At 72.9% G+C, this 14,791-nt stretch carries 11 protein-coding genes; 9 read left to right on the top strand and 2 right to left on the bottom strand.

All coding sequences use genetic code 11. The annotated features are described in order from the left end of the window. Positions 1 to 142: 142 nt before the first annotated feature. Positions 143 to 1,123, top strand: coding sequence for a hypothetical protein (locus ACZ4EF_RS14240; RefSeq protein WP_467504589.1), 981 nt, complete (start codon positions 143 to 145; stop codon positions 1,121 to 1,123). A gap of 330 nt (positions 1,124 to 1,453) precedes the next feature. Beyond that, complete coding sequence (locus tag ACZ4EF_RS14235) at positions 1,454 to 1,885, top strand: VOC family protein (protein ID WP_467504587.1); 432 nt, start codon at positions 1,454 to 1,456, stop codon at positions 1,883 to 1,885. A 169-nt stretch (positions 1,886 to 2,054) separates the two neighbouring features. On the opposite strand, the gene ACZ4EF_RS14230 is transcribed toward ACZ4EF_RS14235, so the two are convergent. Next, positions 2,055 to 3,020 (bottom strand): DUF1152 domain-containing protein, encoded by a 966-nt coding sequence (locus ACZ4EF_RS14230; RefSeq protein WP_467347845.1) that lies wholly within the window; start codon positions 3,018 to 3,020, stop codon positions 2,055 to 2,057. Positions 3,021 to 3,243: 223 nt separating this feature from the next. Between ACZ4EF_RS14230 and ACZ4EF_RS14225 the strand changes: the two genes are divergently transcribed. Both ACZ4EF_RS14225 and ACZ4EF_RS14220 read left to right on the top strand, forming a co-directional pair. Next, the gene (locus tag ACZ4EF_RS14225) at positions 3,244 to 4,110 is read left to right on the top strand and encodes an alpha/beta fold hydrolase (protein WP_467504584.1); all 867 of its coding nucleotides are present in this window, start codon (positions 3,244 to 3,246) and stop codon (positions 4,108 to 4,110) included. Next, complete coding sequence (locus ACZ4EF_RS14220; RefSeq protein ID WP_467504582.1) at positions 4,107 to 8,639, top strand: AAA family ATPase; 4,533 nt, start codon at positions 4,107 to 4,109, stop codon at positions 8,637 to 8,639. The genes ACZ4EF_RS14225 and ACZ4EF_RS14220 overlap by 4 nt, the downstream gene beginning before the upstream one ends. A gap of 16 nt (positions 8,640 to 8,655) precedes the next feature. On the opposite strand, the gene ACZ4EF_RS14215 is transcribed toward ACZ4EF_RS14220, so the two are convergent. Continuing rightward, on the bottom strand, positions 8,656 to 9,507 hold the full coding sequence (locus ACZ4EF_RS14215) for an HD domain-containing protein (protein WP_467504580.1): 852 nt from the start codon (positions 9,505 to 9,507) through the stop codon (positions 8,656 to 8,658). 150 nt (positions 9,508 to 9,657) lie between these two features. Here ACZ4EF_RS14215 and ACZ4EF_RS14210 point away from each other — a divergent pair, with 150 nt between their 5' ends. Genes ACZ4EF_RS14210 through cas6e form a run of 5 tightly spaced genes read left to right on the top strand, consistent with a single transcriptional unit; the run spans position 9,658 to position 14,765 of the window. Continuing rightward, entirely contained in the window at positions 9,658 to 11,169 is a 1,512-nt protein-coding gene (locus tag ACZ4EF_RS14210; RefSeq protein ID WP_467504578.1) for a type I-E CRISPR-associated protein Cse1/CasA, read from the top strand. Next, complete coding sequence (gene casB, locus ACZ4EF_RS14205) at positions 11,166 to 11,777, top strand: type I-E CRISPR-associated protein Cse2/CasB (protein WP_467504576.1); 612 nt, start codon at positions 11,166 to 11,168, stop codon at positions 11,775 to 11,777. The genes ACZ4EF_RS14210 and casB overlap by 4 nt, the downstream gene beginning before the upstream one ends. Then, complete coding sequence (locus ACZ4EF_RS14200) at positions 11,774 to 13,204, top strand: type I-E CRISPR-associated protein Cas7/Cse4/CasC (protein WP_467504574.1); 1,431 nt, start codon at positions 11,774 to 11,776, stop codon at positions 13,202 to 13,204. The genes casB and ACZ4EF_RS14200 overlap by 4 nt, the downstream gene beginning before the upstream one ends. After that, a complete protein-coding gene (gene cas5e / locus ACZ4EF_RS14195) occupies positions 13,201 to 14,049 on the top strand; it encodes a type I-E CRISPR-associated protein Cas5/CasD (RefSeq protein WP_467504572.1) in 849 nt (282 codons plus the stop codon). Before ACZ4EF_RS14200 ends, cas5e begins: the two co-directional genes overlap by 4 nt. Then, complete coding sequence (cas6e, locus tag ACZ4EF_RS14190; RefSeq protein ID WP_402712835.1) at positions 14,046 to 14,765, top strand: type I-E CRISPR-associated protein Cas6/Cse3/CasE; 720 nt, start codon at positions 14,046 to 14,048, stop codon at positions 14,763 to 14,765. The genes cas5e and cas6e overlap by 4 nt, the downstream gene beginning before the upstream one ends. The last annotated feature ends 26 nt before the right edge of the window (positions 14,766 to 14,791 follow it).

Raw genomic sequence — 14,791 nt, 5'->3', positions numbered from 1 at the left:
CGTACGGTCAACTACCGGCCGAAGACGGCTCTTTCGGGTCGGGTCAGGTTGTCATGGGCATGACCTCATGCGTAACGCGAGCCCCATGCACCACCCGGCCCTCCGAGAGGATCGCATCAGCGTGAGAAGTCCGAGAAGCCTCGTGAGCAGTCTGAAGCCGAAATCGACGGCGACCGTTTTCGTGACCGCGGCGGCGCTGGCCCTGGGCTGCGGCCTGGGCACGGCCGCGGCGGCCCCTTCGTCCCCCGCGCCGTCCCCCGTGGCCGCCGCCGCCCCCGCGTGCGGCTCGGCGACGGTCTCCGGCCGTACCGTCAGCGGGGCGCTGCCCGCGGCCGAGGTCCACCGCCAGCTCAACTCACTGACGCGGCAGCACCGTTCGCAGTACGGGACGCCGTCCGGGATCGCGGCCAAGGGCCCGCTCGGTACGGCCTCCCAGGCCACGGGCACCGTCGTACGGCCGCTGCTCGACATCCACCCGGCGCAGGGCACGGCGTTCAAGTCGCTGTCCGGCTCGGACGGTTCGTGCGCCACCCAGTCCGTCTCGACCCAGCTCACGGTGCACGACAGCGGCACCACCATCTACACCCCGACGATGTACCCGGCGGGCGGCTCCTGCGTCGAACTCGTCACCGTCTACACGCGGACCGTCCGCTCGGTCTCCGCCTGGGACTGGTGCCGCAGCGTCAACTTCGCCGCCTCCGTCACCATCAACAGCTCCTTCCTCACCACCTACACCGGCGGCACCGGCTCCTACACCGGCCGCGTCGTCAAGACCTCCGCCGCCTCCAACACCTGGTCCGCGGACCTCTACAACTACTCGACCGGCCAGTGGGACACCCTCTTCGCCCAGTCCGGCACCAACCAGTCCGGCCGCACCGACGGCTGGGACATCGAAGAGCTCTACTCCACGGTCGGCACCTCCGGACAGGCGTCCTCCTGCGCCGACATGGCCAACCTCACCTTCGAGTCCGCCAACATCGCCGTCCGCACCAACGGCACGTGGTCCCCCGCCTCCACCGCCAACGCCGACACCCACTACGACTCCCCCGCCGGCTCCTTCTACTGCCCCACCCGCACCTTCCAGATGCTCACCCCCTACACCCACTGGAAAGCCACCGGCTGACCCTCGCCGCCCCGGCCCGACCCCGGCGCGGCCCACCCCCGCCCGGCCGGGCCCCGGCCCCCGTACCCTCTCCCCCGTCAGCCCCTGGCCGCCCGCCGGGACCGTTCAACCCGCTCTGACTGTTCCCCCACTCTCGCCAAACCCCGCCACCGCCCGGAACACCCCCGCAGGCCGATCAACTGTGCCCCGCACACGCGGGGATGACCCCGTCATCCGGCCAGTGCCGCAGGCGGGTATCTGCCGCGCCCCGCACACGCGGGGACGGTGGCCCCCCGCTGTGGCCAACTCCCCGTCCAGCGGGGCCGGGCGGGGCCCGGCTAGGGTGGGGTGATGGCGGCGATTCAGCAGATCCAGGTGACCTTCGACTGCGCGGAGCCCGAGCGGGTCGCGCGGTTCTGGTGCGAGGTGTTGGGGTACGTGGTGCCGGCGCCGCCGGAGGGATTCGGGACGTGGGGGGAGTACGACGCCGCGCAGCCTCCGGAGGAGCGGGGGTCGTGGTTCGCGTGCGTGGACCCCTCGGGGGCGGGGCCCCGGCTGTACTTCCAGCGCGTCCCCGAAGGGAAGGCCGTCAAGAACCGGGTGCACCTCGACGTACGGGTGGGCACCGGCCTGGCGGGGGAGGAGCGGCTGGCCGCCCTGGAGGCCGAGTGCGCGCGGCTGATCCCGCTCGGCGCGGTGCGCGTACGGCTGCTGTACGACGGCGGCAGCGACTCGTGCATCGTGATGCAGGACATCGAGGGCAACGAGTTCTGCCTCGACTGACGCGCTCGCGGGGACCCGCGCCGACGACCTCGGCCCGGAGATCGACTACCCGGCGCGCAGGGACGCGGTGCTCGTCCGGCTCGATGATCGAGGACGAGAGGCACCCTCGGAGGGTGGCAGGACCCGGGTGCGGGCGGACGGTCTGGGTCTTGATCCGGCGGGATGCCGGTCAGTGGGGGTACGTGCGGGGCGGGCGTTGACGGGGGAGGGTGTCGCGGAACTGCTCGATGGCGGAGCTGATCTGGCGGGTGAGGTGGGTGTCCTCGATGCGGTCGAGGTAGAGGTTGCGGCGGGCGAGGCCGACGGCGTCGACGCAGAAGTAGAGGGACATGAGGGGGTTGATGAAGAGTTCGCTGCGCTTGGTGCGGGCGGTGAACTGGACGTCGCCGAAGTCGCCGCGGGTGGCGGCGGCGATGGAGCCGTGGACGATGCTCGGGTACTCGGGCGTGGACGCCTGGGCGTGGGCGACGGCGTCGAGGTACAGGGCGCCCTCGCGGCTGGCGGGGGAGAGGGAGAAGGCCCCGAGGTAGGCGCCGTCGCGCTCCAGAGCGGCCAGATTCTCCAGTACGAGGGCGTGGTTGACCCCGTGGTACGCGTCCACGCCGAAGCCGAGGCAGGCGACGAGCCGTTGGGGGACCTCGTCCAGCGCGCTGACGGCGGCGAGGCTGGCCATGTCCTCCTCGGGGGTGCCGAGTCCGCTCTCGTCGCCGCGCATGAGGATGTCGGTGCCGCCGTCGACGAGGACGATCGCGTCGACGCCGCCGAGGTGGGCGATCAGCGCGCGGTACGCGGCTCGCAGCGGCTGGACTCCCGTCCGGTCGAAGGCGTGGACGGTGGACGGGAGGCCCTGCCCCTCCAGCCAGCGCGCCAGCGTCCGCTCGGGGAAGTAGTCACCCCTGGCCACGGTGTCGGGCCTGATGACGGCCACGTCGTGGTCCAGCCACACGCCCAGGTCCAGGCCGTGCAGATCGGCGAACGACAGATTCGCCAGGTGCACTTCCTTGCCCTCGGCGCGCAGCGCGAGCGCCAGCGGCAGTCCGGCGTAGACGTCGAAGCCGCCGCCCGCGCCGGCGACGAGCACGCGCCGCGCGTCGCGCAGCCGCGTGAACAGGGCGGGCTCATGAAGGGAGTACACCCAGGGACGGTAACAGGAGCGCGGAGCACGGCCGTTGAGGACATCCGCAGGTCATGAACCGACACCGCGCCCCGCACCGCGCGACGGGCCGAATCCCCGACGCGTCAGGTCAGTTGCCGCTGGCGCAGCATCGCGTGGTGCGACAGCGACGGCCCTCCCCGAGGGCGCTCCCCGCACTACGCTCGTCGCCTGACCGAGAGGCACTGGGGTGGGGGTCACGGGCGTGAAGCGCATCGTCGGGGTGCACGGGATCGGGCAGTCCAGGACGTCCAAGGAGCAGTTGACGCGCGACTGGTCGGGGGCGCTCGACCGTGGCCTCGGCGCGGCGGGCGCGCCCACACTGTCGCCCGGCACCCTCGAACTGCCGCACTGGACACGGCTCCTGGCCCGTCCGGGCAAGCACCTCGGCCCGGACGACGATCCCTTCGACAGCGAAGTCCCCCTGGGCGACGGCGAGGCCGACTTCGTCACCCGGGCGCTGGAGGACGTCGTTCCCCGCGAAGACCTCGACCGGATCGGGGAGTCGGAGTCGCAGACGCTCGGGCCGCCGCAGCTCTGGCCCGCGCGCCTCACCCGCCTGGTGATGGCGTACGACCTGCGCTTCCCCCGAGGCGGCGGCAGGCTCTTCGTGAGCGCGATGCGCGAGGTGCGCTTCTACCTGTACGAGCCCGGTCTCGCGGCCCGGGTCCGGGCCCTGGTCGCGGAAGCGTTCGACGCGGACACCGCCGTGGTCGTGGGGCATTCGCTGGGCAGCGTGATCGCCTACGACCTGCTGCGCCGGGAGGAGATCGCACCCGACCGCGTGTCCGGGGTGCGTACGCTCCTGACGTGCGGCTCCCCCTTGGCCGTTCCCTCGGTACGGCGCGGACTGGGCATCGCCGACGGTGAGCCCATGGGGCTGCCCGCCGGTACGGGGTGGGTCAATGTCTTCGACCCGGGGGACGTGGTCACCGGCGGCGGCGGACTCGGTGGTCTGGGGCCCGGGATCACCGACGAAAGGGTGAACAACGGCATCGGAGACCCGCACAGCGCCGCCCGCTACCTCCAATCCGGCCCCGTGGCGCGCGTGATCGCGGACGGCTGCCGGTGAACCGGGGCGCGGCTCCGCGAACGGCCCGGCGATCGCTGATCGAGATCGCCGAATCGGAGCGGGACGACGACCACGAATTCCGTGAAGGGATCGCCGCCCAAGTCGCCGTCGTACGGGAGTGGTGGGCCGAGAGACCGCCGAGTGAGAGCCGCTTCGAACGGCACGGCCCGAAGCGGCTCGACACGGTTTACGACCTGCGCGAATTCCTGGACGACGCGCGGCCGGAGGAGGCCGCCCACGATCACGCGCTCGTGGTCTACGTCACCGGCCACGGGGTCACCCGACCGTCGCACGACCACTTCCTCCTGCTGCGCGACTCCGACGAGAGACGTCTCCCGGCGACCGCGTTCCAGACCGGCGACCTGATCGCGCGCGTCCTGGACTCCGACTCCGACCACATCCTGGTGATGGTCGACTCCTGCTACTCCGGTGTCCTCCGCAAAGACCTGCAACGCCGGCTCGAAGCCTTGAACAGCGCACGGAGGAAGCTGAACTCCCTCGTGGTCATCTCGTCCGCCAACGAGACGGGGACCCCGCGTCCGCAGCAGTTCACGCGCCTCCTGCAAGCCGTCTCCGCGTACTTCAAGGAAAAAGAGGCGGGGTTCGCGAACGCGCACCTGAGCTTCGCGGAGTTCTTCGAAGCGATGCGCGTTCTGCGCAAGCGGGATGTCTCGCTCGATGTGCAGTTCCTCTGGCCCAACTACGCGCTGATCAGCAGCGACGACCATCAGGACCTCAGCCCCTGCCTCCCGAACCCCGGTTACGCGCCCGAACGCGTCGTCGTCGGCCCCGCGCGCGGCGCCGTCGCCTGGAGCGCCGCCGACCTCGACGCGTACTGGCTCTCCCGCGCCTCCGGCCGGCCGTCGGACGGCGGCCCCGGCTGGCACTTCACGGGCAGAAGCGGGCTCGTACGGCGCTTGAACCGGTTCCTGACGGGAGACGCGAGCACGCTCGTCGTCACCGGAGAGGCCGGATCGGGGAAGTCCGCGCTGCTCGCCCGGGCCGTGACGCTCAGCGACCCGGGGTTCCGGGCGGACCCGGCGTACGCGCCTCTCATCGAGGACATTCCGCCCGGTCTCCTGGTGCCCGTGGGGGCGGTCGACGCGGCGGTGCTCGCGCGGAACGCGGACGCCGACGAGGTGGCGGCGGCGCTCTACGCGGCGCTCACCGGCACGGTGCCGACCGGGGGTTCGGGGGTCGGCGTCCTGGACGACCTGCTGGATCACGTACTGGTCACCGCCCGTCGGGAGGGCCGTCCGCTGACGATCGTCATCGACGGCATCGACGAGGCCAAGCACCCCGCGAGGATCGTCACCGACCTCGTCCGCCGCCTGGCGCATCAGTGGACCGACGACGAACTGCCAGCGGTACGACTGCTCTTGGGCGTGCGCAGCGCGCGCCCCGACACGGGCGGCGACGGCCCCCGGCCGCAGGTGGACCGGTCGGCGGATCTGCTGAGTCTGCTCGTTCGGTCCACGGACGCCGGGGAACCGCTGCGGACGGACACCGACGCCGACACCGTCGAGGACATCGCGGCGTACGTGGGCGCGCTGTTGAAGGCCCGGTTCACCACAGGTCCCGGCCCCTCGGCGCCCCCGGCCCCCCGTGCTCCGGTCCCCCGTGCTCCGGACCCCCGTGCTCCGGTCCCCCGTGCTCCGGACCCCCGCGCCCTGGAACGGCTCGCCCTCGCGGTCGCGGAGGAAGTGACGCCCTCCTTCCTGGACGCGCGCCTCGCCGCCGAAGCCCTGCTCGCGGCGCCGGACCGGCTGCCCCGCCCCGACGACGCCGACTGGCGGCGCGGTCTGCGCCGGGGCACCCAGGAGCTGCTGCGACAGGATCTCAGGGCGGTCGAGCGCGCCACGGGCGTACCGGCCCGGTCCGCCGTGCACGTCCTGCGCGCGACCGCGTTCGCCCAAGGGGACGGCCTTCCGTGGGGCGAGGTGTGGCCGTGCGCCGTACAGGCGTTGGCGCGAGGCGAGGTCGCGGCGCCCGAGGCGCTGGTCAGGCGGGTGCAGGAAGGTCCGCTCCAGGGATATCTGGCCAAGGGGGTGGAGGACGGCAAGTACGTCTACCGGCCGGTCCACGAGCGCATCAGCGAGGTGCTGCGCGGGGACCCGCGCCTGCTGCTCTCCGGGGAAGCGGAACCCGGCACGTCCGAGGAGGCGGAGGCGGGCGTCAGGGCGGCCCACCGCCAACTGGCCACCGCCTTCAGCGCACTTCACGCGCGGAAGACCGGGCTGCCGTACCCGTACGTGTGCCGCCACCTGGTGCAACACGCGGCGGCCGGAGGCGTACTGAACGACCGGGTCGTCACCGACGGCTTTCTCCCGCACGAGACGAGCGGGAACGTACGGGGCGCTCTCGGGCTGCTCGCGGAGCACGCCCCGGACACCGAGCGGCTGTTCGCGTGGGCACGGATCGAGCCGTTCCTGGCCGACGCGCCTCCGCTCGCGCGCGCGGACAGCCTGCGCTTCTCCCTGCTGGAGGGCAGGGAACCGGCGGCGGTACGGGACAGCGGCGGCCCGGCCGCCGGCCGTCTCGTGCCAGTGTGGAACCACCTCGCGGTGCCGGGCAACGTCTTGGCGAGGCAGGACGCGGACCTCTGCTCCCTGGTGTCCTTCACCCTCCGGGACGGGACACCGCTGATCGCCGTGGGCGACGCCGACGGGGCCATACGGGTCTGGGACCCGGCCACGGTGACCCCGGTCGGTCCGCCGATCCCGGGACACGGCCGCTTCGCGCGGGCGCTGACCGTCGTGAGCGATGCCGAAGAGCCATCAGCCGAGCCGCAATTGGCGGTCGGCTGCGATGAAGGCGTCTGGATCTGCGACCCGTTGAGCGGCAGCACGCGACAACTTCCGGTCACCTCGGCCGTCCAGGCCATGGTGTCCTTCAGCGACGTGTACGGGTCGCCCCGACTGGCGATCGGTACGGCCAGGGGGCTCGTGCTGTGCGATCCGCTCACCGGAGGGCCGCGCGGCGGCGAATGGGCGTACGGGGACGACTCGTTGACCTCGGTGCTCGGGCTCGCGGCCTTGGCGCTCACCGATGGCACCACACTCCTGGCCGTTCAACGGGCGGGCCGCGTCGAGATCGTCCAGGCCGCCGCGCAAGGCTTCCCCACCCGCCCGGTGTGCACCGTGAGGGTGGATGACGACGAGATCGCCGCGCTGGCCCTGATCGGGGACCGGACGGGCGAGAGCCCCTTCCTGGCACTGGCCTCCCGGACGCGCGGGACGGTCGGCTTGTGGGACGCGCTGACCGGCGCCGGATTCGTGGACCGCACGGTCAGGCGCTCCGCGACCGTGCTCGCGCCGTACCTCCGCGCCGGCTCGGAGCCGCTGCTCGCGCTCGGCACCGACGACGGCGCCGTCCACCTGTGGAATCCCGAGACGGGGGAGGAGGCACGCCGGTTCCCCGCCGACCACACGGACGGGGTGACGGGCCTGGCCGTCGTGCCCGGTCGGGACGGCGTGCCGCTTCTGGTCTCCGCCTCCGGTGACCGGACCGTGCGCGTGTGGAACCCCGAGGCGTGGGCGCGGCACCCGGAGCGGTTCGCGCGGTCCGTCCGGCGCGCCGACGGGACACTGCTCGCGGTACTGCCCGGCCCCGGCGACGCTTCCGAGACCGTCGAGGTCGGCCCGGACCGGAACCTGACCGTGAGATCGGCGGCCACGGGGGCGGTCATCCGGTCGATCGACCTTCCCCGAACGGGACTTGACGGTCCGGTGACAGCCTTGGCCGTCCACGTGCCGCCCGGCGGTTCCCCGATGGTCTTCGCCGGACTGCCGGACGGTGCCATCGGCGTCTGGAGCGAGGGCCGTTGGCGCATGATGAACGCGTGGATCTTCGGGGACGACCACGCCACCGCCTTCGCCGCCTTCGCCGACAGCGGGCGGACCGTGCTGGCCGTGGGCACGCGCCATGGGTCGGTCGTGTACTGCGACCCGGCGAACGGACAGGTGCTGGGGTGGCTCCACATCGGCGAAGACACCGGGTCCGTCCACGCGTTGACGTACGTGCCGCTGCTGTCGGGCGGCGTCCTCGCCCTGGCCTCCGAGGACGGCGGCGTGCGCCTGTGCCGCCCGTTCAGCGAACCGCACGCCGAATGGCCGGGAGACATCGGCACCGTGGAGTGCCTGGCGGTCCTTCCGGCATACGGGGAAGGGGAGTTGCTGCTGGCGGCCGGTGGTTCCGACGGCTGCGTACGGCTGTGGACGGGTGATCCGGAGCGGGAACCGTTCACGCTGCCGACCCGGCACGACGGTCCCGTATCCGCCCTCCACGCCGTACGGTCGCCCGGCTCCCGCCGCCTGCTGGTGAGCACCGGCCGCACGGACACGACCGTGCGGTTCTGGGACCCGGCCGCCGGGGAAGAGGTCACGCGCCTGGTCACCGCGGCGGCCCTGACGTCCCTCGGCGTCGTGCCGTCCACCGACAGCCCGGCCCCTCGCCAGCCCGTGATCGTCTTCGGCGGCCCGGCCGGAATCGGCGCGGTGACGCCGAGCGCGGCGCGGCCCGAGGGGTAGTCGCAGCACGTGCCGTTCAGGCCACCCGCATACGGGCGACCGCCTCGCGCGCGCGGCGCCGGGCCCGCTCCGACAGCACCTCCCGACTGTCGTGGGGCGACCCGAAGCCGCCGCAAGTGTCGCTGAGGGCAAGGGCGTTGCTCTGCGAGACCAGGCGGCCGAAAGCCGTCAGGCGCACGGGATCGGCCGGCCGGATCAGCCGCGCCAGCTCCGTCCGCGCGCCGAGGCCCACATGGCGGGCGACGTCGTCCGCCAGCGCGCACCTGACCGTGTCCCAGGCGGGTCCGCCGGTCGCCCGGTACGCCTTGGCGACGGTGTCGGAGTGCAGGACGTCGGCGCCGTGCCGGTTCAGCGCGTACGCGGCCACGTACAGGCCCTGGTGGTCGCGGTCGCGGCACTGCTCGCCGTCGACGTGATCGGCGCAGTCGCAGCCGGTCAGCCGGGGCAGCACCGCCGCCGTGACGTGCTCCGGATCGGCCCGGCGGCTCGGGGCCCCGGGCGGCGGCAGGGGAAGTCCCGCCTCCAGGGCCCGGGTCCGCCAGGCCGCGCGCGCCGCGTCGAGGGCCGCCGAGGGCCGCTGCCCCGCGCCGAACGAGGTCATCCGTGAAGGGTTGGCGTGACCGAGGCGGCTCACCCCCGCCAGGAAGGCGGCGGCCGTACGGGCGCTCCGCGCGTCGTCGGCCGCGAACGCGTCCGTGAGCTGGGCCCGTTGGCGCTCGCTCAGTACCCGGTCCCAGAGTTCGAACATCACGCAGGCCGCGGTGGCCAGTTCGGCGACGAGCGGATTCCACCCGTGCGGCTCCGAGATATCGACCGTGCCCCAACACCATTGATGTGCAATGTTGTTGAGTTCTCCTGGTTGGCCCACGTTGCCCTCATTCAGCGTGCTAGCGTCCTGCCGCATCTCATCAGACACAGCGGAGAGCGGAGCACGGATCAGGTGTCGTTGGCCGAATTACGACCGTCCCCGGGGCCGTCACGTCCCCGCTGGGACCCCAGAAGGCAGGCGTGCGTACCGGTGCTGACCGCCCGGGGGCACGGCACTCGCGTCACCCTCGTCCACGCACTGCGGCACGCGGACGGTCTGCGCGCCGTCTCGGCGAAGACCGCAGGGGAGACCGTCGCCCTGCTGGAGTACCTCCTCGCCGTCTGCTACGCCTCCACCCGCTGCCCGACGACCCGTGACGAGTGGCTCGGCTGGGTCCGCGACGGCACGCCGCTGACCGGGGCCGCCGACTGGCTGGACGGCCGCCCCGACGAGCACTGGGACCTCTTCCACCCGACAGAACCGCTGGGGCAGAACGCCCTCCTCGCCCCGTACCTCGACGAACACGGCGCGGGACCGGCCCAGTTGGTGATCGAGCACGCGGGGGACTACAACCAGTTCTTCGACCACCACCACCTCGAACACCCCACTCCGCTCCCCGCCGACGCCGCCTTCCGCGCGATGCTCACCCAGCACGCGTACGGACCCGGCGGCCGGGCCCGTATGCCCGGCAAGGAAACCCTCGGTCCCACGCTCACCAACCTGGCCGCAGGACGCCTCAGCACCCGTATCCGGGTCGTCGCGTTGGGGACGACGCTCGGCGACACCCTGCGGCTCAATCTCGTGCCGACCGCCGAGGGCCCCGGCCGCTTCAACCGGACCTGGACGGTGGCGCCGGAGCCCCGGCGAGGCTTCCTGACCAAGCCGTCGGGGCGGCGGGTCGACGGACCGGCCGACCTGAACACCGTTCTGGGACGCTCGATCCTCCTGCGGCCGACCGTCACCGAGGACGGGACTCCCGCTGTCGACCGCGTCCTGATGGCGGCCGGTGAACTCCTCGAACCACTGGCCCACCACCGCACGCAGGACGCGGTCTACGACGGGGAGGGCGCGGGGAGCGCCGACGCCAAGCCGCTGCGGCCCTCCGCGACCAAGGCGTTGTGGCGCGAGGCGCACGCCCTGTACGCGGCCGTCGCCGACCGGACGCACGGACCCGACCTCTACGACCGCCTCGCCCTGCTGCGGGGCCGTCGACTCAGCCTCTGGGCCGTCGGGTTGATAGCGAAGCAGACCACGGTCATCACCTGGGTGTCGGACACGTTCCCCTTCGTGCCGGGCCGCGAGCGGGACATGAGGTACGCGGCCGAGCGGGGTTCGCTCATCGCCGACCATGTGGCGGCCTGGCTCTACAAAGCGGCCTACGTCGCCTGGACGGTGACGTACCCCAACCCGAAGCCGGGCGACAAGGACCGTCAGATCGCCCGGTTCGACGCGCGGCCGGAGCACTGGGCCCACACGGCCGAGCCCTTCCACACGCTGCTGGACGAGACGACGGCGGCCGGGACCGAGGAGCGGGTCGACGCGGCGCTCGTCGCCTACGCGGCCGAACTCGCGGACTGCGCACGGCGGTTCCTGGGCAACCGGCTCCACTCGCTGCCCGCCAACTCGCGCGGGATGCGGGCACGGGCGCAAGCGGTCCGGTGCCTGGAGAGCGGCCTGACCGGACGCACCGCCCCCGACGAACTGAAGGAGGACCGCGAGTGACCGCCGACATACCGGGCACTGCGTACCGCGACGGCGCCGAGCGCGCCGCCGGTACGGAGGCGCGCGACCGCGCGCGGAGCGAACAGCTCACCCGCTGGCTGGTCGGCCTGGTGCGGAGCCGCGACAACGGCACGCTCGCCGAACTGCGCCGTCCCACGGTCAGCCAGAACGCCCACATCGAGGCGGGCTGGTTCGACCCGTCGCGCCGCGCGGTGTTCGAGCAGGTGGCCTTCCTCTTCGCCGTCTACCACCGGGGCGCCGTCGAACCGTCGTGGGGATACGGGAGCCTGGGCGCCGCGGCCCGCAGGATCGGCACCAGCCTCGGGTACGGGCCGGACGACGCGGGCGCCGGCAGGCTGATGGACCGCGTCGTCTCCAGCCGCCGGCCCCCTCTGCGGCACCTTCAGCACACCGTCGCCCGGCTGCGTTCGTGCGGCAAGCCGCCGCCGTCCTGGGCACAGCTCGCGGACGACCTCGCCCGCTGGTCCGACCGGCAGGCCCGTATCCGGTACCACTGGGCCGTCGACTTCCACGCGCCGTCGCCCGGCACCGCCGCCAGGAGCAGCAGAACCACCAGGACCGTCACGACGAAGGAACTGCCCACGTGAGTAACCCCGTCGCCCTCACCGGGCGCCAATTCCTCTCCCTGCACCTGCTGGAGACGCTGGTCGCGGTCCTCCCCGTCAGGGACGAGAACGGCGCGCCCAAGTCGATCGTCTACGGCGGTGTGGAACGGCACATGATCACCAGTCAGGCGCGCCGCCGCGCCGAGCGGGTGTACTCCCGCGACCGGGCGAACGCCCAGGAAGGGCCGCTCGCCGGGCACGCCATGGGCGTCCGTACCCGCGAATGGGCCCTGGTGACCGCCCGAGCCCTGGAGTCCCGGCACGGCTGGACGAGGGAGGAGGCGCTGCCCACGGCGCGGGCCGTCCTCCAGGCCGTCGGCCTCAACTTCGGCGATCCCGCCAAGCCCACGGTCGCCGACCTGACCAAGGTGCTGCTCTTCGCGCCCGCTGACGCGGGTGACCGGATCGCCGACCACATCCACACCGACCGGGCGGCGGTCGGCGCGTGGGCGGAGCGGTACCTCGCCCAGTCTCAGGCGGCAGCGGCCAAGAAGCCCAAGGGACGGCGCGGGAGCGGTCAGCCGGAGGAGGCGGGCGCGGACGAAGCGGGCACGGACGGGACGGCTCCTGACGAGGCGGGCGCCGCCGGAGGCAAGCTGCCCGCGCTTCCCAAGGCCACCAGGACCGCGGTCCTGACCGCGCTGGCCCCCCGCGACGCGATCGACATCGCGCTCTACGGCCGCTTCCTGGCCGAGATCCCGGACTCGCCGAACGTCGACGGCGCGATCCAGAGCGGCCACGCCTTCACCGTCCACGAAGCCGAGTTGACCGACGACTTCTACGCCGCTGCCGACGACGCCAAGCTCGCCCGCAAGAGCAACGCGCTCGACTTCCTCGACTCGGCGGACGACTCGGGGGCGGGCATGACCGGCTACCAGTCGCTGATCTCGGGCACGTTCTACCGGCACGCCGTCCTCGACCGGCGCAGACTGCGGCAGAACCTGCGCGCGGCGGGCATGTCGGAGCAGGACGCGGAGACCGCGTCCGTCGCCGCGGAAGCGGAGTTCGTCAGCGCCTTCGTCAACGCCTTCCCGCAGGCCAAGAAGAACTCGACCGCGTCCACCGGGTCGTTGCCCGCCCTGGTGCTCGCCTTCGACGGCGACCGGCCGTTCAACTACGCGTCGGCCTTCCAGCGGCCCGTCGACGAACTCGCCGAGGGCGGGCCCGCCGGGGAACTGGCCGTACGCCGCCTCCTCGCCCACCACGCGTTCGTCCTCCGGCGGCGCGACGACATCACGGCGGGCCGCGTCCTGACGTACGACCCGGCCGTCCACGCCGTGCTCCAGGAGCTGGGCGTCACGGATGTCGACTCCGTCGAGAAGCTGACGGAGCTGACGGAGCTGACGGAGCTGACGGAGTCGTCGGCGAAGTCGTCGGCGCAGTCGCAGTCGGCGGAGCTGCCGGGGTGAGCGGCCACGTCCTGCTCATCCGCCTCGCGGCTCCGCTCCAGTCCTGGGGAGTGGTCTCCTGGTTCTCCCGGCGTGACACCCACAGCCGCCCCACGAAGTCCGGCGTGATCGGTCTGTGCGCCGCGGCCCTCGGCCACGAACGCGCCGACGACCTGGGCGAGTTCCACGCCGTCCGGTTCGGCGTCCGCGCCGATCACCCCGGCACCCCGGTACGCGACTACCACGTCGTCGGATCCGGCCGGTATCCCGTCCGCCCGCGGGACGTCATCACCGACCACCGCAGGGCCGCCGCGCTGTCGCCCTCCATGGCGGAGGCCGGGGGCACCGCCTTCGGCCACCACGAACTCGCCGACTGGTACGGGGCGCCGAAATACGTCACCACCGATCCGTCATCGGGTGCCCTGGTCTCCCGGCAGCTCTCCCGGGGCGCGCTCGTCACCGAGCGCTGGTACGTGTCGGACGCCGCTTTCGTGGCCGCGCTCCAGCATCAGGACCGGGCCTTCCTCGCGACGGTCGCGACGGCGCTGGAGAGCCCGGAACGCCTGCTGTGGCTGGGCCGCAAGTCGTGCCCGCCGTCCGGCACACTGGCCGGGCCGCTGCTCGCCGGGACCGTCGAGGAGGCCTTCGCGTCCGTCGCGCTGCTGCCTTCGCAGGGCGTCGGGGCGCCGCCGTCGCCGCGGCCCTGGGCATGGATCGAGGCGGTGGACCCGGACGGTACGGCGACTCCCGTACAGGATCAGCCGGTCACCTTCGACGCGGACCGTCGCGCGCACACCACGCGGTGGGAGACCCGTACCCGCGTCACCATCGACGAGAACGCCACCGAATGGGACGTCATCCCGTGACCAATCCGCCCGCCGCCGCCCGATTCGTCGCCACGCACAGCGTCCTGACCATGGACGCCCGGCACCCGTACACCGCCAAGTCGCTGGTGGACGCCCAGGACATGCACCGCACCGTGATGAGCGGCTTCCGCGGCTGGGTCGCGGACGGCGACCCCGACGCCCGCGCCCAGACAGGGGTGTTGTCGACCTGGTCCGTCGATCTCAAGGCAGCGGCGCTCGTGCTGGTGGTGCAGTCCAGGGTCCCGGGGGACTGGGCGGGCGTGCCCCGCGACGCGCTCACCGGGACACCGCGGGTGATCACCGTCGACCGCACCATCCGCGCCGGGGACTCCCTGACCTTCCGCACCGTCGTCAACCCCACTCAGAGTCGTCCGGCCGGGCCGCCCACCCCCGAGCGCCGCCGAGGTCAACGCACCGCCCACACCCGGCCCGACCACGTACGGCACTGGTTCGCCCGGCGGTTCCAGCAGCCGGGCGAACCCCGCAGGGCCCCCGACGGCGTCGCCCGGATCGGCGCCACCGCCGAGGAGGAGTCCCTGGCCGTCCGCATGCTTCCCACGGTCACAAGTCCCGCACCTCACAAGGGCCTTCGCATCGCCCGCGCGGAGATCCGCGGCACCCTGACCGTCACCGACCCGGCCGCCCTGGTCGACGCGATGACCCAAGGCATCGGCCACGCGCGCGCGTACGGCTGCGGGCTGCTGCTGACGCGGTGAGCGCACCGAAGTTCGGGCCAACGGAC

The sequence above is a fragment of the Streptomyces sp. NPDC025721 genome (genome assembly GCF_055558595.1).
The sequence above is the reverse complement of the archived record's forward strand: the minus strand, read 5'-3'. Positions and strand labels throughout refer to the sequence as shown.

Coding starts and splice junctions, on each gene's coding strand:
- ACZ4EF_RS14235 (WP_467504587.1), top strand. CDS start 1,454: ATGGCGGCGATTCAGCAGATCCAGGTGACCTTCGACTGCGCGGAGCCC.